Annotated in this window: 19 protein-coding genes and 1 other RNA gene; 6 read left to right on the top strand and 14 right to left on the bottom strand. The window is 39.4% G+C overall.

The window, feature by feature from the left end; genetic code table 11:
• The first annotated feature begins 58 nt into the window (after window positions 1-58).
• The 5 genes from U735_RS0115590 to U735_RS0115575 all read left to right on the top strand — a co-directional run bounded on the left by U735_RS0115590 (window position 59) and on the right by U735_RS0115575 (window position 3,484).
• Window positions 59-349, top strand: a complete 291-nt coding sequence (locus U735_RS0115590; RefSeq protein WP_031444723.1) for a hypothetical protein — start codon at window positions 59-61, stop codon at window positions 347-349.
• 14 nt (window positions 350-363) lie between these two features.
• Window positions 364-660 (top strand): cell division protein ZapA, encoded by a 297-nt coding sequence (locus tag U735_RS0115585; protein WP_031444722.1) that lies wholly within the window; start codon window positions 364-366, stop codon window positions 658-660.
• Window positions 661-714: 54 nt separating this feature from the next.
• A non-coding RNA gene (gene ssrS, locus U735_RS25345) (6S RNA) lies at window positions 715-824 on the top strand.
• Between the two features lie 54 nt (window positions 825-878).
• Window positions 879-2,444, top strand: coding sequence for a ribonuclease Y (gene rny, locus U735_RS0115580; RefSeq protein WP_031444721.1), 1,566 nt, complete (start codon window positions 879-881; stop codon window positions 2,442-2,444).
• A gap of 242 nt (window positions 2,445-2,686) precedes the next feature.
• A complete protein-coding gene (locus tag U735_RS0115575) occupies window positions 2,687-3,484 on the top strand; it encodes a transglutaminase-like domain-containing protein (RefSeq protein WP_031444720.1) in 798 nt (265 codons plus the stop codon).
• Window positions 3,485-3,499: 15 nt separating this feature from the next.
• Here the strand turns inward: U735_RS0115575 and U735_RS0115570 are convergent, their stop codons facing one another.
• The 13 genes from U735_RS0115570 to U735_RS0115510 all read right to left on the bottom strand — a co-directional run bounded on the left by U735_RS0115570 (window position 3,500) and on the right by U735_RS0115510 (window position 20,394).
• Complete coding sequence (locus tag U735_RS0115570) at window positions 3,500-4,354, bottom strand: hypothetical protein (protein WP_031444719.1); 855 nt, start codon at window positions 4,352-4,354, stop codon at window positions 3,500-3,502.
• A 55-nt stretch (window positions 4,355-4,409) separates the two neighbouring features.
• The gene (locus U735_RS0115565; RefSeq protein ID WP_083260710.1) at window positions 4,410-6,587 is read right to left on the bottom strand and encodes a DUF349 domain-containing protein; all 2,178 of its coding nucleotides are present in this window, start codon (window positions 6,585-6,587) and stop codon (window positions 4,410-4,412) included.
• A gap of 152 nt (window positions 6,588-6,739) precedes the next feature.
• Window positions 6,740-7,492, bottom strand: coding sequence for a shikimate dehydrogenase family protein (locus U735_RS0115560; RefSeq protein ID WP_031444717.1), 753 nt, complete (start codon window positions 7,490-7,492; stop codon window positions 6,740-6,742).
• On the bottom strand, window positions 7,470-8,483 hold the full coding sequence (locus U735_RS0115555; protein ID WP_031444716.1) for a DUF368 domain-containing protein: 1,014 nt from the start codon (window positions 8,481-8,483) through the stop codon (window positions 7,470-7,472). Before U735_RS0115555 ends, U735_RS0115560 begins: the two co-directional genes overlap by 23 nt.
• 14 nt (window positions 8,484-8,497) lie before the next feature.
• Complete coding sequence (locus U735_RS0115550; RefSeq protein WP_031444715.1) at window positions 8,498-9,415, bottom strand: DUF368 domain-containing protein; 918 nt, start codon at window positions 9,413-9,415, stop codon at window positions 8,498-8,500.
• A gap of 29 nt (window positions 9,416-9,444) precedes the next feature.
• Window positions 9,445-10,845, bottom strand: a complete 1,401-nt coding sequence (locus tag U735_RS0115545) for a tetratricopeptide repeat protein (protein ID WP_031444714.1) — start codon at window positions 10,843-10,845, stop codon at window positions 9,445-9,447.
• 95 nt (window positions 10,846-10,940) lie between these two features.
• Complete coding sequence (locus U735_RS0115540; RefSeq protein ID WP_031444713.1) at window positions 10,941-12,122, bottom strand: aspartate aminotransferase family protein; 1,182 nt, start codon at window positions 12,120-12,122, stop codon at window positions 10,941-10,943.
• Between the two features lie 5 nt (window positions 12,123-12,127).
• The gene (locus U735_RS0115535; protein ID WP_083260709.1) at window positions 12,128-14,143 is read right to left on the bottom strand and encodes an OstA-like protein; all 2,016 of its coding nucleotides are present in this window, start codon (window positions 14,141-14,143) and stop codon (window positions 12,128-12,130) included.
• 111 nt (window positions 14,144-14,254) lie between these two features.
• Window positions 14,255-15,526 carry an adenylosuccinate synthase gene (locus tag U735_RS0115530; RefSeq protein WP_031444711.1) on the bottom strand — a complete coding sequence of 424 codons (1,272 nt, stop codon included), beginning with the start codon at window positions 15,524-15,526 and terminating at the stop codon, window positions 14,255-14,257.
• Between the two features lie 16 nt (window positions 15,527-15,542).
• Window positions 15,543-15,998, bottom strand: coding sequence for a Fur family transcriptional regulator (locus U735_RS0115525; protein ID WP_031444710.1), 456 nt, complete (start codon window positions 15,996-15,998; stop codon window positions 15,543-15,545).
• 41 nt (window positions 15,999-16,039) lie between these two features.
• Window positions 16,040-18,244, bottom strand: coding sequence for a RelA/SpoT family protein (locus tag U735_RS0115520; protein WP_031444709.1), 2,205 nt, complete (start codon window positions 18,242-18,244; stop codon window positions 16,040-16,042).
• 44 nt (window positions 18,245-18,288) lie between these two features.
• Entirely contained in the window at window positions 18,289-19,521 is a 1,233-nt protein-coding gene (locus U735_RS0115515; protein WP_031444708.1) for a M48 family metallopeptidase, read from the bottom strand.
• A gap of 63 nt (window positions 19,522-19,584) precedes the next feature.
• Window positions 19,585-20,394 (bottom strand): TrmH family RNA methyltransferase, encoded by an 810-nt coding sequence (locus tag U735_RS0115510; protein WP_031444707.1) that lies wholly within the window; start codon window positions 20,392-20,394, stop codon window positions 19,585-19,587.
• 72 nt (window positions 20,395-20,466) lie between these two features.
• On the opposite strand from U735_RS0115510, the gene U735_RS0115505 reads away from it, so the two are divergent.
• Window positions 20,467-21,270, top strand: coding sequence for a DUF6503 family protein (locus U735_RS0115505; RefSeq protein WP_031444706.1), 804 nt, complete (start codon window positions 20,467-20,469; stop codon window positions 21,268-21,270).
• Window positions 21,271-21,413: 143 nt separating this feature from the next.
• Here U735_RS0115505 and U735_RS0115500 read toward each other — a convergent pair whose 3' ends face one another.
• On the bottom strand, window positions 21,414-22,481 hold the full coding sequence (locus tag U735_RS0115500; protein WP_031444705.1) for a DUF3810 domain-containing protein: 1,068 nt from the start codon (window positions 22,479-22,481) through the stop codon (window positions 21,414-21,416).
• Window positions 22,482-22,518 lie beyond the last annotated feature (37 nt).

The following is a 22,518-nucleotide window of genomic DNA, read 5'->3' as shown; positions in this document are numbered from 1 at the left end:
GAATTGCTAAGTATAAAGAGGTGTGTTAACTTTGTGTAAAATGCATTGATATTTGCAAATGAGTGAATTGGTAGATATTGTTGATTCTTTAGAAAATAAGATTAGTAAGTTGCTGCATAAGCTGGAGCTTTTGCACCATACCAATATAAAATTGGAAGAAGAATTGGTTGCTGTAAAAAATGATCATGAAGCTACAAGAGTTTCGGTGAATGAATGGCAGGAAAAATACAATTCACTAAAATTAGCGAGTTCTATGCTGGGCAGTGATACTAATAAGACCGAAGCTAAGCTTAAAATAAACACATTAATTAGGGAGTTGGACCATTGCATTGCCCAACTTTCGGAATAGTGTAAATAAACAATATGGCAGAGAAGCTCAAAATTAAGCTTTCTATAGCAGATAGGGTATATCCCTTAACGATTGATCCTCTACAGGAAGAGGGCTTAAGAAAGGCGGCTAAGAATATAGAACAGCTGGCAAAGAAATTTGAGCAAAACTATGCCGTTAGGGATAAGCAAGATGTGCTGGCCATGTGCGCACTTCAGTTTGCCTCCAAGATTGAGCAAAAAGGAATAGACCATTCAGAAGGTGTAAAAGAAGCAGCAGAGCGACTAAAAGCACTGAACATGTTGGTCAGTTCCAAGCTAGGGATGAAATAACGTTCTTTAAAATAATTATAGTTACTGCCCACATTGGTAATTAATTTTTGACAAACTCAACACTAATTTGTTTGAAAAGGGTGAGTTTAGATTGTAAAAGCAGGCCTTACTAGTATAAGGATCCTTGAGCAGTCTGGTAGCCCTAAACCTGTTTATCGGGGTTTGTACAAATCTTCCATCAATGTGGGCTTTTTTTATAAATAATTTTCAAAATAAATATGGATAGTATAGCAATAATAATAGGATTGGTTGGATTGGGAATTGGATTTGCCATTGCGAAATTTATGGAAAAGGGAAAGGCCTCCAAAACCATAGCCAGCGCAAAAAAAGAGGCGGCAAACATAATTAAGGAAGCCAATATTGAAGGTGAAAATATTAAGAAGGATAAAATATTTCAAGCTAAGGAAAAGTTTCTGGAACTAAAGGCAGAGCACGAGAAGGTAATTATCAATAAGGATAAGAAAATTTCAGAGGCAGAAAAACGAACAAGGGATAAAGAATCACAAGTCAGTAGTGAACTTGCAAAAGGCAAGAAATTGGGGGAGCAGCTAGAGAGTAAGCTGAAAGAAGTAGATTACAAGAGTGAATTCTTGGAAAAGAAACAATCCGAGCTTGAAAAACTTCACAAAAGCCAGGTACAACAGTTGGAAGTAATTTCCGGCCTATCTGCCGAGGAGGCCAAATCACAGTTGTTGGAGTCCCTTAAGGATACCGCAAAATCGGATGCCATGGCCTATATTCAGACTACGGTGGAAGAAGCAAAGCTTACGGCCCAACAAGAAGCCAAGAAAATTATTATCAATACCATTCAGCGCATTGGTACTGAAGAGGCAGTGGAAAACTGTGTTTCCGTGTTTAATTTGGAATCCGATGATGTTAAGGGAAGGATAATTGGGCGTGAAGGACGAAATATTAGGGCATTGGAAGCGGCTACAGGGGTTGAAATAATTGTAGACGATACTCCCGAGGCCATTATCCTTTCCTGTTTCGATTCTGTACGTAGGGAGGTTGCACGTTTGTCTTTGCACAAATTGGTAACAGATGGTAGGATACATCCAGCAAGAATTGAGGAAATTGTTAAAAAGACAGAAAAGCAAATAGAGGAGGAAATTGTTGAAATTGGTAAACGTACAGTAATCGATTTAGGGATACACGGTCTGCATCCAGAATTGATCAAGGCAGTGGGTAGAATGAAGTATCGTTCTTCCTATGGCCAGAACCTATTGCAACATTCCAGGGAAGTTGCCAAACTATGTGGTGTTATGGCGGCCGAGTTGGGATTAAACCCAAAATTGGCCAAGCGTGCCGGTCTATTGCACGATATAGGAAAAGTCCCAAATACAGAGGCCGAGGTAGAAACCCCACATGCCATTCTTGGTATGCAATGGGCTGAAAAATTTGGAGAGAAACCTGATGTGTGCAATGCTATTGGTGCCCACCATGATGAGATTGAAATGAAAACACTTATTGCGCCAATAGTGCAAGTGTGTGATGCCATTAGCGGTGCAAGACCAGGGGCAAGAAGACAAGTGTTGGATTCATACATTCAGCGATTAAAGGATTTGGAAGATATCGCCTTCGGATTTGGTGGAGTGCAAAAGGCATACGCCATTCAGGCAGGAAGGGAATTAAGGGTTATTGTTGAAAGTGAAAAAGTGAGCGATGACAAGGCGGCCGAGCTTTCTTTTGAAATTTCCCAAAAAATCCAAACGGATATGACTTATCCTGGTCAGGTGAAAGTTACAGTTATTAGGGAAACTAGAGCGGTAAACGTAGCCAAGTAATTTTGTAAGGAAATTGAAAAGAACTTCCCCAAAATGATTATGAAGATCGTTTTGGGGAAGTTCTTTTATTATCTATTGTAAATAAACAAGTAGATTCTTGCCTGTCTTAATAATATTTGATGGGACAAGTATTATAGTTGGTAATGGAAACCAAATTACATTTCCCTCTATTTAATCTTATGTTCTCCGTATCTATTCACAAGCGTGAATGTGAATGTCTAATTTAATCAGAAAATATTGTTATGTGGTTATACGCATCCTGCTTGCTTGAATTCCAAATACCGGTTCCTACTCCGTTTTTGTTAAAGTTACGTCCGCGAAGTGGACGGAATCAGTGGATTGCACGTGAAGAGTATATTTTGACACCTAGCGCACCAGTGAACGAGTTCACGGATAACTTCGGCAATTTGTGTCAGCGACTGGTTGCACCGGCAGGGAATTTTTCAGTGCGAACATCTGCATATGTGGAAACAGCGGACTCCTCCGATACCGCTCCCAACGCTCCATTTGTGGAAGTACAACAATTGCCTGATGACACCCTTCCTTTTCTTCACCCAAGCCGGTATTGTGAGTCGGATCGATTTACTGAAATGGCTGCATCACTTGTAAGAGGTTATTCCTCTGGTTATGATCAGTGCACCGCAATTGTTGATTATGTCCGGAACACCATACAGTACACACCTGGAGCAGGGCAGCAGATTATAAGTGCCACAGAGTTGAACCAATTAAGCAGCGGAGTATGTAGGGATATGGCCCATTTGGGAATAGCTTGTTGCCGAGCACTATCAATACCGGCCCGTATGGTCGTGGGATATCTTGTGGGCCTTGTTCCGATGGATTTACACGCGTGGTTCGAGGTCTATGTTGGAAATAGGTGGTACACACTAGATCCTACACAAGCTGATTTGAAGGGAGGTCGTATCGCAATCGCCTATGGCCGGGACGCGGCCGACGTTGCCATCTTCACCCAATTTGGAAACCCAGTGGAGCTTTTAAATATAAAAGTTACAGTGGAGCAGATGTCTGGACCAAATTGCTAAAACCCACGGAATTTTCTATTCTTTTTTGTAGGGTCTGCTTATGGTTTTGTTGTTGTACATAGCCAATTCTTCTAAAGCCGTTTCTGTCCATTCATCCCAATAGGATTGTTGTGATAGATCACTATATACAGCCGTATCGTATGCCTCCTGTTTTAATTGAAGTTCTTTGTTTACTTCATTCCCTATGCGCTCTACATTCTTTATCAAGTCCTTAAAACTCTTAACCTCAAGGTGTAGTCTTTGGATAAACTTCCTAGCGTAGAGTTCGGTAATGTCAAAATGCAACTGTTCGTGATTTAATACTAGGGATTGGCTCTTATTATTTTTAAAATAGGATAGCTCACAATCGAAATAGGTATCTACTTCTATAATAATTGTGTTTTCTTCTGATTTTACGCTGGTAGTATAACCAAAATAGGCATTTGTGGCAGCAACAAAGGGTTTGTCTTTAGTTGATCCCTTAAAATCGGTTACTTTTAGTTTTCTATTGGTATTCCAGAGAATTTCCTTTTCATAGGCTTCTGGATTGGGAACGGAATAGATATTTCCTCTAATTCTATGACATGGATTTAATATGGCGTTAGGGAGCTTGTGTCTTGTTATAAATATTAAATTGCCGCCAATTTCTTTTGCTTCTTTTTGTGCTGCCCGTTTAACTTGTCGAAGATTGCAATTCCCGCTAAAGCCATTATGCTTGGTAGCTATGGTGCCGATAAGTAGGGAATCGTTGAGGTTTGGATCCTCTTTTGTAATAACAAATACCAAATTTGGTTCCGGTAACTGGTTGGAAAGGTGACCGGCTGTTTCTTTTACAACTATTCTAGGCGTACCACAGCTTGTTAGCGAAATAACAAACCATAAAGCCATCATTACACTAACCTTATTTCTATTAATGTGCTTATTTTTTTATTGTTAAGATAGAGGTCTATTCTTCGTCCGCGGAGGAATCTTGTTCATTTTCCGCCTCTTTTATCAAATTATTTTCAAGAATGTTCAACTTTTTTAATTTGGCCTTCCATGTGGCCAACGATTCCTTGTGGTTGTTTATGTTTTTGATTACTTCTTTTACCAAGGGATTATCCTCGGAAGCATTGGAAAAGAATTGAAGATTGTTTTCCAATTGCCTAATTTCACTCTTGCTTTCGTCTATTTTTCTTCTGATGAAAGTACGTTCGTTGGAGATAGCGTAGTCGTTTTCATTATTGGCTAGTTGCTGAATCTTGTTGCCGTATTTCAACAATTCCGCTTCCTGTCTATTGACATCCAATTTTTTGAACAGGGCATCTAGAATTTTGTTGAACTTGGCATTAATGCTCTTTTTATTAAAAGGAACCCTACCAGCTTCTTTCCATTCTGCAATAAACTCTTTGATAGCGGCTAAATCCTTACTTTTATCACCACTTAATTGAAAACTCTTTAAATTTTCCAGGCATGCATTTTTCTTATCAAAATTCTCTATCTCTTCCTTGTGGGCTTCATTTTTTAAGGCATGTAAACGATCAAAATAATGGTTGCAGGCAGTCTTAAACTCCTTCCATATTTTGTCGGAGTATTTTCTGGGAACATGCCCAATTTTTTTCCATTCGTTCTGAATCCTTTTCATTTCCTGGGTGGTAGTATCCCATTCCTCACTATCCTTTAAGGAAACTGCCAGCTCCAACAGTGCCCTTTTTTTATCGAGATTTGCCTGTTGGTCTTTCTTTAAATTTTTGTAGTAGTTGTTTTTGTTTCTGTTAAACTCACGTACCGCGTCCTTAAAACTTGCCCAAGTCCTCTCATTTACTTTTTGGGGTACTTTTCCTGCTTTAAAGAATGAATCTCGCAATTTTTCAACTTCCCTTATTTGTTGTTGCAATTCTTTGTGACTGGAAGCAATGTGGGTAGCTATTGTACTTATAGCTTGAATTATTTCGTGTTTCTTTTCAAGGTTCTGTTCATAAACCTTTTCCAAGTCTTTATAGTAATCCTGTCGTCTTTGGTGCAGCAATTTGGTAGCATTGCTAAAACGGTCCCAAATCTCTTCCCTGTGCTCCTTGCCAACGGGGCCAATATCTTCCTTCCAGATTTTATGTAGGGTCTGAAGTTCTTGAAATGCCTTGTTTAAATCCTCCATTTGGACCAACTCTTCCGCCCGCACTACGATCTTTAGTTTTTCCTCGTAGTTGTGCTTAAAATCCAGATCCCTTAGCTCCCTATTTAGATGTAGGAAGTCGTAAAATATTTCAATGTGATGGTGGTATGTTCGCCAAACATCATTGTAATTGGCACGTGGAATTGGGCCGGCATTTTTCCAGCGCTCTTGAAGATCTTTAAAGTTTTTGTAGGTTGTGTTTATATCCTCTTCAACGTTGACCAAAGCCTTAAGCTCGTTGATGATTTCCAATCTTTGTGCAAGATTGGATTTAAGTCCCTGTTCCAGGTTCTTATAATAGCTATTTCTTTTTTCCCGGTAATCTGAATATACCTCGTTGAACTGTCTTTTGGCAACGGAATTGTATCGGAAATCTATTTCGTTTCCACCACTATTTACAAAGTCCTCCTTCTTTTCGTCTATAAACTCCTGAAACTTCTGGTCGAACTCATATTTAATGCCATCAACATGTTTTTTAATGGCCTGCACCTTTTCATTCCTTACCAATCGCTGAAGTTCACCTACCAAATTCTCCATGGACATAGCGTGGTAATCTGGCATGGGAATATGGTGTCGCTGATGGTTGTCCGAATCTTCGGCATCCTCTGCATTGGATTCATCTATTTCTTCCAGAACATCTTCCTCTTTTTCCTCAGTAGCTTCTGCGGACTTTTCACTTTTCACTACATCTTCGGTAGTCCCAACTTCTTCTGGGGATTCTTCTTTTTCCGGAGCTTGTTGGGTTGAAGATTCTTTTAGTTTTCCTTCGTCCTTGGTTTCCAAATCGATAGGAGCACTTTTATCTTCCACGACTTCCTTGGTGTTTTTTCCAGATTCGGTTTCAATGGTCTCAGGACTGGGAGCAGAATTGGCCTCTGTCTCGGATTCCGAATTATTTTTTTCTTCGGTACTTCCTGAGGTTTCCTCTGTACCTACATTATTCTGTAGGTTGTCTTCTTTATCTTCTAACATTTTATGAATGTTTATAGCTTTCTAAATGTAATGTACGGAAATATAATTACATCCGTCTATATATCAAAGGTAATGAAACTTCTTTTTAAGGATTTTTTACAGAGGAATTTCTGTAATTTTTATCGTCATAAGGGATCTCATAGCTTCTTATGCTAGGAATTCCATATCTCCCACGATTTTTCTGCCTGAAATTGAAGCATGTTGGAGCCATTGCTTATTTTACCGCCTTGCTGTTCGCCCGCCAGCAAAAATGCTGTTTTTTCCGGGTTGTAGATAAGGTCGAAAAGTAAATGTTGATTGCTAATGAAGTTGTAAGGCAGGTCTGGCTTGTCGTTTATGTTTGGGAAAGTGCCTAAAGGAGTGCAATTTACAATTACCGTATGTTCCGTTAACACTTCCTTGTTAAGATCTGTATAATTGAGCTGCTTGTCTTTGGGGTTTCTAGAGACAAATTTATAGTTTATTCCCAATTTATTAAGTACAAATGCCACTGCCTTGGAAGCGCCACCGGTACCAAGGATAAGCGCTGTTTTATGATGCTCCCTTAGATGGGGTTCTATAGATTTTTGAAAACCATAGGCGTCCGTATTGAAACCTATTGTTTGTTGCCCAACTATCTTAATGGTATTCACAGCCCCAATAGCTTGGGCTTCCGGATCTATTTTCGATAAAAAGGGCATAATCTGTTCTTTATAGGGAATAGTTACGTTAAAGCCTTGGATATTGCTGTTTTGTTCCAATAGGCCCTTAAACTTGTCAATATGCTCCAAATCAAAATTCTCGTATGAATGCCTTTCCAGTCCCATTTCAGAGAATTTCTTGGTAAAATAGCCCCTTGAAAATGAATAGGAAATATTTTTACCAATTAATCCAAATCGAATCTTATCTCTTTCTGTTTTTTCCATACCAGTCTAATCCTAATAAAATTAATACCCCAAAAAATATAAAAAAAATGGCCCACCAAGTTTCCGAAGATCCCAAATTTGGCAGAAATCTTTCATAATTCTTTATTATTGGGTTATTATTGGTGTCCAAGAGTAAATTGCCACTGATATCCGTTTTGAACAAAGTGCGTTTCCAGGGCCATACCACTCCCAATGAGCCGGTAATAAAACCTATAATTACGGCTGTTGTTAAATGTCTATAATGTTTTAGGACGTAAGTCAATAGATGGGAGAGGGTTACCAATCCGGCAGCTGATCCCGTGGTGAATACAGCCAATATTTTTAAGATATTGAGCCGTGTTGGATTCTTAATAAAACTAAAATCGCCTGTAAAGACTTCCGAAAAGGTGTCATAAAGTGCGTTTACGGAATCAACCAAAAGAAGCACATAATTACCAAGAAGGATCAATATAAAAGAACCGGATAGTCCTGGCAAGGTCATGCCAGAGACACTGATAATGCCGCAAAAAAAGATAAAGATTAAATTGTCGTTTTGTGTAGCGGGATTAAGGAAGCTTATAGATATGCCTATGATCAATCCAACTATTCCTGCCGGAATGGTCTTTTTGCCCCAATGCCCAAAGTCCTTTCCTATATAGTAAATGGAGCCCAATATCATTCCAAAGAAGGCAGACCACACATAGAGCTCATTTCTTTCCAGAAAATAATCCAAAATTTTGGACACACTGAAATAACTCACCAACATGCCAAAAATTAGTAGCGTTAAAAACTGGCCATTGGTGTAACGATAGAAGCTTTTTAACCTTCCACTGACCAAGAGCTTAAAAGCTTTTCCGTTTACTTTTTGTAGGGAATAGATAAACTCTTCATAAAACCCCCCTACAAAAGCAACTATACCCCCTGATACGCCTGGAACTTTATTGGCGGCACCCATGAACAAGCCCTTGATAACAAGGAAAAATTTATCCGTGAATGTTCTGGGGTTTCTCATTTGGGGTTGGGCGTTTATTTTTTAGCGGCCAATTTTTCCAGTATAAAAATAAGGGAAAAACCAAGTAAAGCCAGAATAATGGCACTTATTAATTGAGGGTCCCCGTCGAAAGAGAATGGAGAGATGTTTTGATCTTTTATGGTAATTATTTTTTCCCCGAACATTTTGGTCTCCAGAACTTCTTTCCAAGGCCATATTTTGTTTAATGAGCCTAAAATAAACCCGGTCAATAGGGCCAAGGTTAGATTTTTATAATGTACAAACATCCATTTTAGAAGTTTGGCAAAGCTCAGTAGTCCAAAAATGGCTCCTAGGCCAACTGTGAATACAATTTTAAGATCTCGCTCATGAACTGCATCCAATACCGTTTTATAGGATCCCAAAAGTACTAGGATAAACGCTCCGGATATGCCAGGTAAAATCATGGCGCATATGGCCAAAGCCCCGGAAAAGAATAAATATGGGAGTGATGCCGAATTTTCGGAAGGGGGCAACTTTGTAACGTAAAAGGCTATGGCAGCTCCCAGGATTAAAATTATTATAGCGGCCAAATTCCATTTTTTTATTTCCTTGCCTACCAATATAATACTGGCCACAACCAGGCCAAAGAAAAAGGACCATAAGGGTATGGGTTCGTTCTCCATTAACCAACTAATGAGTTTGGCCAAGGATAGGACACTAATACCTATGCCAAGAAGCAAAGCCAGTAGAAAGTTTCCGTTAAGTTTGGTCCAAAAGGCTTTTATGCCCTCCTTTCTCAATGTATTTAAAAGGGAAACGTTTACGTTGTTAATACTGGTGATGAGTTCTTCGTAAATTCCGGAGATAAAAGCAATGGTGCCTCCCGATACACCGGGCACAACATCTGCAGCGCCCATGGCCATTCCTTTTAATAAAATAAAAATGTAAGCTAAAAGATTGCGATTTTCCATATATGATAAAAAAAACAAAAATAGTTTATTTATCTGGAAGCTTTTTTCACATCCTCAATTAAGTTTTGGGCCCATTCTGTGTTGAAGAATTGGGGAAATTCGTCCTCAAATAAATGTAGTTGACCAAGGTCTATTTTAAGGGCGTTGATCAATCTGTACTGAGCTCTGGGGAAGTCACTTATTAGCAGATAGAACCCTGCCATTTTATACTGCATTTCACAGCGCTGTGGATAAAATTCATGACCTTGGAGCAATATTTCTATGGCCGCATAAACGTCCAAGTTCTGTACGGCTACATCCGCCCAATGAAACCAAGTGTCAAATTCGTAATTTCCCAGGTCTACGGCCTGTTGATAAGCATAGTAGGCCTCGTCGTTATTTTTTAAGGTAGCGTGGATCTTTCCGCATTTTTTCCAGTATTTGGAATTTTCCCCATCAATATTAATGGCCTTATTAATGTAGTATAAGGCCTTTTCATAATCCTCTTGTCTAATGTAATATTCCGTAATTGCCAACCATCCTTTATCCAACAAAGGGTCTTCATGAACCGTCCTGTAATAATAGGATTTGGCCAATTCGTCATTCTTTAATTTTTCGTGACATCTGCCGATCCTTAAATATGCGTGGGAGGTGGGGTCTTCAATGGCAATAGTGGTCTCATAATTCTCAATGGCCTCATTGTATTTGCCCATTTTTTCCAATACCTTTCCTTTTTCAAAATAGGCACCGATAAAGGTGTCATCGGAGATAATGGCAAAGTCAAAAGCGGCCAGGGCCTCTTTGTGCATCTTTTTCGTAAAATACATTTTGCCCAATTGGTGCCATGCCACTTCGCTGTATGGGTTTCTTTCAAGATAATCATTTAGGTACACTATGGCACCATCATAATCCTCAAGAAATTCGAAACAATAGATAACATTGTAAAGTGATGAATAATCCTCTTCATCATAGGACACACACATCATGAAATTTTGTTTGGCGTCCTCAAAATTATCCATGAACAAATATTCCATCCCTAGTAAGGAATGGATGTCAAAACTGTCATCAGTTAAATTTAATGCATGGGTCAAAAGGGAGACCGCTGCTTCGTGGTTGTCTTTCTTGGAATAAATATTGGCCCTTTGTATGTATATTTCCTCGTTGTTGCTGTCTATTACCTGTAGTTCATCCAGCATCTTCTCCGCCAACTCCAGATTATTTTCAAAAACAAGGACTTCTATAGACAATAACTTAAGTTCTATACTGTCAGGATGCTGTTGAAGCCCTATTTTAATGGCTTTTTTGGCCAATGCAATTTTACCGTTATTGAGGTAGTGGTGAATAATATCTTGAAAATCTTCCGCGTCAAAGAAGTAGACATCGTCGGTCTTGAGCATGGATTCAAACTTAGCAATTGGTTGCCCTGGTCTCTCGTTTGGTTCTAACGCCATAGGAACTTCTAATTATTCATTGGAACTAAAGTAGTCTTTTGAAACCCTTAATTCCGACAGATTTGGTCTATTATATTAACAAATTAGTTAACAATTTATTGTTTAAGCCCGTCCAGCACCTCTAAAATTAGTGAACATCCAAGGCTAATTTCTTGATTGCTAATGGTCAATGGCGGTGAAATACGAATTGCATTTGGTTCAAAAAGGAGCCAGAATAATATTAGGCCTTTCTCGGCACATTTAAGGATTACCTCATTGGCCATTTCAGGTTTTTCCATCATTAAGGCCAACATTAATCCTTTACCTCGAATTTCCTTTATTAATTTGTGCTGCAAAAGGTTTCTAAAAAGAACTTCCTTTTTCAAGGATTCCTGAATTAGCCTACCTTCCGTTATTTCCTGTAAGGTTGCAAGACAGGCGGCTGCAATTACAGGATTTCCCCCAAAAGTGGTAATATGACCAAGTTTGGGGTTCTCTATCAATGACTGCATCATGTTGTGGGAAGCCACAAATGCACCTACCGGCATTCCGCCGGCCATGCCTTTTCCAATAACTAGAATATCCGGAATACAATCGAAGTGTTCAAAAGCGAACAATTTTCCCGTTCGTCCAAATCCAGGCTGGATCTCATCCAATATTAACATTGCGCCCACGGCCGTACATCGTTCCCTTACCTTTTTTAAATATCCGTTCTCCGGTAAAATAAAACCGGCACCCCCTTGGATGGTTTCCAATACAACGGCTGCTGTTTTTTCGGTTATGGACAATAAATCCTCTTCTGAATTAAATTGAATAAAGCCAACGTCCGGAATAAGGGGCCTAAACGCACTTTTCCGCTCTTCAAAGCCCATTATGCTCAGACTTCCCATTGTATTTCCATGGTAGGCGTGTTTAGCTGCAATAATTTGGCTTCTTCCGGTAAACCTTCTAGCTAATTTCAGGGCGCCTTCAATAGCCTCTGTCCCGGAATTTACCAAATAGGTGGTTTCCAGTGGCGTAGGAAGTAGGCTTGCAAGCAACTTGGTATAGGCTACGGCCGGTTCTTGGATATACTCGCCGTACACCATAACATGCATATATTTTTGCGCTTGCTCTTGGATGGCAGTTACCACTCTGGGGTGGCAATGCCCCAAGCTGCATGCAGATACTCCTGCAACAAAATCTAAATGTGCCTTTCCTTGGGTGTCGTAAATATAACTACCCTTGGCATGAGAAATTTCCAAAGCCAAAGGATGCGAAGAAGTTTGTGCCTGGTACTTAAAATAATCCTTTTTCATTTGTCCTATTTGTCAAGGATTCTTAAAATCCAAGTTTCATCCATGTAATTCCCATTGAAATTACTATTTCGGGATTCGAGCGCTTCCTCCCAGGTGTCAAAGCGCTCTAAATAAACATAGTGGTATTGATTGAAATTTCGTAAAAAGTGTTGGGGCTCCAATCCTTTTTTCGTAAGGCTTTTCATGAATTTCTCATAATTTTCCTTCACTTCAAAAACGTTCGCTATTAAATAGTAACCAGGTTCCAAACCGTTCTCTTTAGCTCCCTCCTCGTAGCGCACCTCCGATTTTGTTTCTGACACCTTGGGTTTGGGCTCCTTTTTCTGTTGATCTTTTTTGGTTGGTTCTATTTTTTTCAAGGGATTGGGAGGTAATAACTTGGAAGAATTTATAGAATCGCGCTTCCTTTGGTCCTCCATGGCCTCTTCTGGCTCCACGTCCAAATCTATAGGGTTTTCCACCCCTCGAATGGTGACCAGTTTAATGTTGTTGTCGTCCTCATCAAAAATGTCGTCCTTGGTCATAATTCTTTCCTTCCCACGCCAAATAAAACCTTTTAGCAACCTACTGTTTTCAGGAAGTTCCTTTTCGGGAAAAATATCGCCATCAGGATTGGTAATAAAGGTAATATCCTCTATCTCATTATTTGTAAGGGTCATTCTAATGGCGCTGCATATGGTCTTGTCTATTCCAATTAGTTCTTGGTCATCATTGTACATATAATAGATGACCTCGGTGTTTTTTACAAGGTCGATAAGACTTAATTTGTTGTCTATAAATTTCCCGAATAGATCCATGCCTTTGGCCTGATTATAACCTACTTTACCTACCGTATCCAAGGAAATTATAAAGGCATTATTGATAACTTTTAAAGAGTCCAATTTTTCGGTTTCCAAGTCGGATAGTAAGTGGATACTGTCTCCAGTCATCTGATTTTCTCCATTCCAAATAATAGGATTGGTAATTAATTCGGTAATACCCGTTTTTTGGTTAAAATGAATGGAATCGCACTTACCACTTAGATCGGTCTTGTAGAATTTTGCATTTCTAAATGCCCTAAGGATACGTTGTTCTGGTTTGCCCGTAATCATTAGGGTGTCGCCGTGCATATAGAGGGAATCCTGTTCCACCAGATTAATGGAAACGGCCCTTTTAGTGGCAAAAACGGAATCCTTGGCCTTGTACACTTCAGCATAGTGCGCCCTTATCAATCCATTGTTTATGGTATCCCTGATGGTAATATTATTTGTTGCCGATGCAAATTCTGTCTTCTTGTCAAAATACAAACTGTCCCCCGTTATTATTCGATTATTATAGTCTATTCGGGTATTTTTAATTCCGTATCCGTTTTCAATTTTGGTGTCATAGAATCCACGTTCGCAATACATTTTATAGGTTTCCCCGGTGATAGTGGATGGACCGTACAAATAAGCATTTTTAGACTCGGTATAATAATCCAATTGTTTGGAAACCAAATTGAATTCAGGGTTCACAAGGTTCACACTTTGTAAGAACTGGGATTTTTTAAGTTGTGTAAAGTAGCGTCCTATTTTACTGGTAAGGGTGTTGGAGGAATCAACTACGGTTCCGTTATGTTCATAGAAAGCCTCTTGTTTTTCCCTGTCGAACCGTAAGGTGTCTGTGGTAAGTGTCATGCTGGTATGGTTCAATACCACATTTTCCCATGCCTTGGCAAGGTTTAAATTACCGTCATAATCTATTTTGCCACTGGTCAATTGTACGGAATCTCCCTGTTTCAGTTTGATGTTTCCTATGGCCTTGAGTCTATTTTCCTTTTGGTAATATATGGCAATATCGCACCACAAATCCGCTCCTTCGTGCTCAAATTGCACCTGCCGGTCATCCTTGCTAAAGATGGCTGCCCCGGGATATTGTTTTTCATCTTTGGTAAAGTTGGCTCCATAAACAATGTTTATTTGTTTAACCTCTGCCTGGGGCTCCTGTGCCCAACTACTCCAACAAATGAATACGATTAATAATAGAAATACGGACTTAAGCAATGTTTATAATTTTGGTCAAAAATAGTATATTTTGAGGGAGGATAATATAGTTTGGGATAGTTTTAGTAAATCCCAATTAACCAAAAAGCCATCTTTTAAGATGGCTTTTGTTTATCGATATATGGTCTGGGTCCTATCCGGTCCTACCGAGACAATCTTAATAGGTACTTCCAATTCCTTTTCCAGAAACTTAATGTAGTCTATCAAGGTGTCTGGAAGTTCGTCTGACTTGCTCATTTTGGTCAAATCCTTTGCCCATCCCTTCATTTCAGTATAGACCGGGGTCACATATTCCGGTTCTATGCTATAGGGCAAATGTTTTATTTGGTTTCCTTTATAATTGTATGCAGTACACACTTTTAGGGTTTTAAACCCACTAAGCACGTCTGCCTTCATCATCATCAATTCTGTAACCCCATTAATTTCCACCGCGTATTTAAGTGCTACCAGGTCCAACCATCCGCATCGTCTTGGTCTCCCTGTGGTTGCCCCAAATTCGTTACCGACCCTGCCCATGGTTGCGCCGTCCTCATCGAAAAGTTCTGTAGGGAAAGGTCCACTGCCCACACGGGTGGTATACGCTTTAAAAATACCCAAAACGTTACCTATTTTATTGGGTGCCACACCCAATCCGGTACAGGCTCCAGCTGCAGTGGTATTGGATGAGGTTACAAAAGGATAAGTCCCAAAATCGATATCCAATAAGGATCCCTGCGCACCTTCCGCCAATATTTTTTTACCTTCCCTCTGTGCGTTGAAAATATATTCCTCACTATCTATGAAGGTCAATTTTTTTAACTCTTCTACGGCCATAAAGAAGTCGGCCTCCAATTCCTTAAGGTCATATTGTATCTCTACATTGTAAAAGCTGATCATGGCCTCATGCTTGTTGGCCAATATCCTGTACTTTTCTTTCCAGTCCGAGAATTCCAAATCGCCTACCCTCATTCCGTTCCTTCCGGTTTTGTCCATATAGGTTGGGCCAATACCTTTTAAAGTAGATCCTATTTTGGCCTTACCCTTTGAGGTTTCGGAAGCGGCATCCAGTAAACGGTGGGTGGGCAAAATTAAGTGGGCCTTTCTAGAGATAAATAATTTTGATTTAATATCTAGATTGAACTTTTTAAGATTATCCAGCTCTTTTTTAAAGATAACCGGGTCTATAACCACTCCGTTGCCAACTATGTTAACCGCAGTTTTGTGGAAAATTCCTGAAGGAATGGTATGTAAAACATGTTTTATACCATCAAATTCTAATGTGTGACCTGCATTGGGTCCACCTTGGAAACGTGCAATTATGTCATAGTTTTTTGTTAAAACATCAACTATTTTCCCTTTTCCTTCATCTCCCCATTGGAGTCCTAGTAGTAAATCTACTGCCATTATTTATGTAATTGGATTAATTATTCGTGTTCTCTTCTTTATTTCGCGTTCCGTAAAAATAGAGCGAGTGAGTATTGATCTTGATGTTGAAAACTTCCTCAATGGTCTTTTTTATACTTTGAATACGTGGATCGCAAAATTCCATAACCTCACCTGTATCGGTAAGGATAACATGGTCGTGCTGCCTGTCAAAATAGGATTTTTCGTATTGGGCCTGATTTTTTCCAAATTGATGTTTTCTTACCAATTTGCATTCCAAGAGAAGCTCAATAGTATTATACAGTGTAGCCCTGCTTACTCGATAATTTTTGTTTTTCATAGTGATATAGAGCGATTCTATATCAAAATGTTCTTCGCTATCGTAGATTTCCTGTAAAATTGCGTAGCGCTCAGGTGTTTTTCTGTGACCATTTTCCTCCAGAAAAGTGGTGAAGACATTTTTAACTATTTCTTGATTCTTATTTTCGCCCATAGCATTTACCCAGCGTTAGGGTACAAATGTACAGTTAAAATTTAAATTCTGGATACTTTATCGATGCCGTTAATGCGCTTTAGATTATCTATAACTTTTTTAAGGATAGCATTGTTTTTTACAACAAGGGTGATTCTTCCCGAGAATGTTCCACCATCCGTGCTGAAATTGATATTTCTCATATTCACATGTAAATTGCCAGAGATTACCTCGGTAATTTCACTGATCAACCCTATATTATCTATCCCGGTAAGCATTATTTCCACAGTAAATTCTTCTTGGGAAGAATCGATCCATTTGGCGGATATGATTCTGTAGGCATAGTTGGACTGCAGCGAAATGGCGTTGGGGCAGTTTTTCTTATGCACCTTAATTCCATCGTTTACGCTAACAAACCCGAATACCTCGTCACCAGGAATGGGATTGCAACACTGGGATAATTTATACTCCAACTTGTCCTCTTCCTTACCAAAAACAAGGGTGTCATATTTTGTGGTAATTTCTTCCCTGTGAATATCTTCAGGAACAGGAGTTCTTTTTATCTTATTTTTAAAGAAAGTTATAAATGCATTGCTATAGGAGGCCGCAAAATCTTTGAGCATCTGATTGTCGATAGCGCCTATACCCACTCTATAGAACAAGTCCAGACTGGTCTTAAGTTTAAAAAAGACAACCAATTTATTTATGGTATCCTCGTTAAGGTTAATTTTTTGGGATTTTAATTTACGCCTAAGGACTTCCTTGCCCTCCATAGCTGTAGACTTTTTTTCTTCCCTTAATGATGATTTTATTTTAGACCTGGCCCTTGCCGTGGTAGCGTAATCCAACCAGCTCTGACTGGGCTTGGCCGTTTCCGAAGTGAGAATATCCACTTGGTCACCGCTCTGCAATGTGGTATTCAGGGGTACCAGTTTACCGTTCACCTTGGCTCCACGGGTATGCATGCCCACTTCGGTATGTATGTTAAAGGCAAAATCCAATGGGGTTGCCCCTTTAGGAAGGGATTTTAATTCTCCCTTGGGCGTAAATACAAAAATCTCTTTGGAATAGAGGTTAAGCTTAAATTCCTCTACAAAATCGACCGCATTGGTATTTGCATTTTCCAAGGCTTCCTGTAGTTTGTTAAGCCATTCCTCAATTCCCTGTTCTTTTTGGTTGCCGTGCTTGTATTTAAAATGTGCGGCATAACCTTTTTCGGCAATTTCATGCATTCTTTCACTGCGGATCTGAACTTCTACCCATTTGCCCTTAGGGCCCATTACAGTGATATGCAAGGCCTCATAACCCGTAGATTTGGGAGAGGAAATCCAATCCCGCAAACGGACAGGGTTAGGGGTGAAGTGATCGGTGACAATAGAATAAATCTTCCAAGCCAAAAACTTTTCGTTATGCCGGTCCGATTTGTATATGATCCGAATCGCAAATTTGTCATAAATCTCATCGAAGGATACATTTTGAACCTTCATTTTTCGGCGAATGGAAAATATGGATTTCATTCGGCCCTTAATGTAGTAATTAAGGTTTTCTTTATCCAATGAGTCGCTGATCACACCGGAAAAAGCATCGATATAGGCCTGCTGTTCTTCTTTGGACTCTTCAATCTTACCTAAGATGTCCTCGTATACCTCTGGCTCTGTGTATTTAAGGCTAAGGTCTTCCAGCTCCGTTTTAATATTGTATAGCCCAATCCTATGCGCTAAAGGTGCGTATATGTACAAGGTTTCCGAGGCTATCTTCACTTGTTTATGCTCTGGCATGGAATCCATGGTGAGCATATTGTGATATCGGTCCGCTATCTTTATAATGATTACCCGTACATCGTCATTAAGGGTTAGGAGCATTTTTCTAAAATTCTCCGCCTGTTGGGAAATGTTCATATCCTTTTTCAGGTGGGCAATCTTAGTGAGTCCGTCTACGATCCTAGCCACGGTCTCGCCAAACAAGCGTTCTATGTCCGCCAGGGTATATTCGGTGTCCTCAACAACATCATGGAGTAGTGCGGATGCAATGGAAACTGCGTCCAGACCCATTTCTGAAGCCACAATTTTGGCTACGGCTATGGGGTGGAAAACGTATGCTTCTCCCGATTTCCTTCTCTGGTTTTTGTGGGCATCTACGGCAATATCAAAGGCAGAGCGTATCAATTTCTTATCCTCATCGGTAAGACTTTGATAGCTTATGCGGAGCAATTCCTTGTATTGCTTCGCTATTTCCTTGTTTTCTTTCTCTATTGCAGCTTCGGTCATCATAAATTAAAAATAGCACAAACTATAATAGTAGACAACAAAAATTATGCCTTTAAGTTCTGAATTCTGGACATTAGGGTTGGGTGTGAATAGTGCATAAAAACATAAGCAGGATGAGGAGTTAGATTGCTTAGGCTATTCTTGGATAATTTTTTCAAGGACGTTATTAGAGGTTTGGGGGCAAAAGTCTCTTTTGCAAAATCATCTGCCTGATATTCGAATTTTCTGGACATGGCGTTCATGACCAATCCGGTTATTTCGGATATAGGACTATATAGTATTCCAAAGCCGATAAGTGCTGCATGAAAACTGGGTTGCGAAACACCGATAGCCAAAGATACTTCCGGATTATTTATAAAAATGGATAGGATAAATAGGGTGAAACCAGTAAGTAAAATAGAGGCTGATAAATTGAAGATGATGTGTTTTCTTTTGTAATGTCCCACTTCATGCGCCAGCACCGCTACAATTTCGTCTTCTTCAAGGTCGTTGATCAAGGTATCGTAAAGGGTTATTCTCTTTTCTTTGCCAAATCCAGAAAAATAAGCATTGGCCTTGGTAGATCTTTTTGATCCATCTATCACAAATATATTTTTTAATTCAAATCCCACGTTTTTGGCGTAAGTTTCGATTTTACTTTTTAAACTACCTTCTGCCAAGGGAGTTTGCTTGTTAAAAAGAGGTACTATCAATTTGCTGTAGAACAGGTTCATGAAAAGCGAAAAAACAGCTATAAGGACCCAGGCATAAACCCAAAAGTTGGTGCCCGCCCATTGAAAAAACCAGATGATCAATGCCAGAATTCCACCTCCAATTACCATCATCATGATCCAACCTTTAATTTTATCTGTCCAGAATAATTTTTTGGTGCTCTTGTTAAAGCCGAATTTCTCCTCTATTACAAAGGTGTGGTAATAGGAAAAAGGGGTTGTAACAATATCATTGCCGATCATTATTATTCCGAAAAAAATAAGGGCAATCAAAATTGGGTTATCGCTGAAACTTCTGGCAATGGTATCTATCCATTCAAATCCCCCAAAAATCAAAAACATTAAGGTAAGGCATAGTGAGAAGACAGAACTTGCCATCCCAAAACGATAGTTGGTTTTTTTATACTCTTGTGATTTTCTGTATTCCTCCTTATCGAAAACGTCGCTTAGTTCATTGGGAACAACATCGGTATAGCGCTTGGCATTTAAATATTCCAGCACGGTTTCAATTATAAATTGAATCAATAAAATGGCAATTATGATATAAAATAGGATGTTACTGTTCATTTAAATAACTAATGGATTTCAATATTATATTATGCTGCAGTTTTGTGGACGCCGGTTCTTTCTTTAAATTCCCCTTTGCCTCCTAGCCTCAAAGATAAGTATTGCTGCTGATACGGAGACATTCATGGAGTCTATTTCTCCATGCATCGGAATTATAATATTTTGGGTAGACTTGTTGAGCCATTGCTCGGATAGGCCGGTAGCTTCCGTTCCAACCACAATTGCCGTGCCTTTGGTAAAATCCACTTCTGTATATGGCTTGGAGGCACTTAATGCTGCACAGTTGATAGCGATATTGCGATTAACTAAGAATTGGATAATTTCAGGTGTGAATCCCAAGGCTATCTTGGTAGTGAACACACATCCTACACTGGAACGGATTATATTTGGGTTGTAAAGGTCGCCTTTGGGATTGGCAATAATTACGGCATCCAGGCCGGCAGCATCCGCGGTTCGAAGAAGAGCACCAATATTGCCTGGTTTTTCAGGGGCTTCCGCGACCAAAACAAGTGGACTGTCGTTCTTAAATTTTAAAGACTCCAGAGAATGCTCCCGTGCTACTGCTATGGCCAATATTCCCTCTGTAGTATCCCTATGTGCCAATTTCTGAAATATATCCTTGGATATGGCAATTACTTCGGGAACTGGGGAAATACCCTGTATTAATTCCCAAATAGTATCGTCGGTAACCAGCTCCGGATAGAAAAGAATGGTCTTTAAGGTATACTGTCCCTTAATGGCGAGCTGTAGCTCCTTGATGCCTTCAATAACAAAAAGCCCATTTTTTTTTCGTTCACGGGATTTCTCCTTTAATGCTATTGTATTCCTTACCAAGGGGTTGTGAATACTGCTGATCTCTTTTATATAGCCCATTGGTGCAAAAATAATATATTATGTTAACTTAATTATAGTTTTGCGACCAATGGGGCAACTAAAATAATAAGGATGAAATATGTAATTGTAGTACTGTTATTGGCTAGTACGCTATCTTGTAAAATGGAAAACAAAACAAAGGAAGTTGAAGTGGAATTGGCCGAACCTAAGACAGTAACAAAGATTGACCAGGATCGATATCCAGAAGCATTAATAAAGGTTTTTGAAGCCCATGGGGGGTTGGCGAACTGGAAAAACAAGAAGACTTTGGTATTTAAGCAAGGGGAAGAGCTCCATACTTTGGATCTTAAAACTAGAATGGATAGGGTGGACGGACCAGCTTATTCCCTAGGATACGACGGTGATAAGGTATGGCTGGTCAACGAAGAAAATGCGTTTAAAGGTGATCCAGTGTTTTATCACAACCTCAGGTCTTATTTTTTCAACATGCCTTTTGTGTTGGGGGATAAAGGTATTGTTTATGCTGAAACGGAAGATTTGGTACATGAAGGTGTCAGTTATTCCGGAATTGCCGTAAGTTTCAATTCGGGAATAGGCACCTCCTATAAGGATGAGTACTTTTTGCACTATGACCCCAAGACTTTAAAAATGGCTTGGCTTGGATATACGGTGAGTTACAGAAGTGGTGAACGATCCGATAAAATAAGTTGGATAGGTTATCACGATTGGACGGATGTAAATGGCCTTACGGTGCCCAAAGCATTGACTTGGTACAATTCCGAGGGGCGCAAGATTAAGGAGCCCAGTAAACCGGTGGATTTTGAAGGGATAGAGATAAGCGGGCAGGCCAAGGCGTTAAGTTTCTTTGCTAAGCCCAATAACGGAATATTTGTGGAAGGAAAAGTACAAGAGTAAAAAACCGGGTGTTGCCGACCCCTGGAAATACGGGCTAAAAGGATCGGTAATAATAGTGTTTGAAGTTCCTTAATGGGTTTAGTTTGTTGCTTATTGTGTTTTGTTCAATAAACCAATGAGTATCGGCAAATAATGTTTTTCTGTTATAAGGGATTTTGTTGATAATAATTAACCAATAAGGTTACCACTGCATTGTAGCTTTTTATTCCTTCCTTCTGATTGTTGGCCTTTAGAAAAGTATTGAATATAGATTTAAAAATGGGCTCCATGGGGTTTTCATGTGCTTCCCAAAATTCGGCAATTTCTTTATAATTCTTCTTTACTCCTGGATTCAGTTTGTCGTACTGGCGTTTAAACTCCTCTTGGTCCCGATTCGCAAGGTCATTTAGGCAATAGCTAAGGGCGTAGGCGTATGCGGAGTATTTAAAATAGATATCCTCATTGCTTACGGTTGCCAAATAACCAATAAAATTGGTTTCATTTTCTGCGGAAAACCCCAACTGATGACCTATTTCATGGCCACATATAACAGGAAATCTAAAATTGGGCAATGCACTATTGGCTTGTGCTTCATTGGTGAATGGATTTAAATAGCCGCCATAACCCATATAGCTCAAAGGGATACTAAAAATGGATTTTTTTAAACTTGGGTGGTGGTAGGCAAAAAGGGGATTTTTGTTTTTTAGGGATTGGTAGCCCTCTAGGGTAAGGTCCATAATTTCTTTCTTGTTATAAGGAACTTGAACCAATTTACTGGTGTCGGCGGTTATGCTGAATTGAATTTCATTGGTTTTAAGCACTAGTTGGTCCACAAAATTCACCAAGTCTTCCTGGCTGTGTTTTTCACCCAATTCCAAGGATTGCGAAAGGGGTTGTCTATAATAATTTAATCCCCATAATAGATGAAATGTAAAATATGCCACAGATAAGACCATTGCAATATCCCGTATAAACCCCAACACGTTATTTTTAATGGCCATTCTATTCACTGTTATATATCGGACTCCCAAGATAATTAGAAGCCCGTACAGTATATCGCCTACGGAAAAAGGAATCCAGCCCATTAAGATGCGCCAAAATCCGGAAATATAGGGGTATATCCCTAAACTGTAATAGGTTTCTATAAATTCCGGGTATTGCCCTAACCATTTTACCAAGATTATTTGAGGAACCAATAAAAGGGCGGTAATATTTTTAATTTTATTATTCATCAGTTCAAAAATAGCCAATAATCTAGCATGGTTGTTT

Source organism: Arenibacter algicola, from assembly GCF_000733925.1.
Lineage (GTDB): Bacteria > Bacteroidota > Bacteroidia > Flavobacteriales > Flavobacteriaceae > Arenibacter > Arenibacter algicola.
This window is presented reverse-complemented; position numbering and strand designations above follow the sequence as displayed.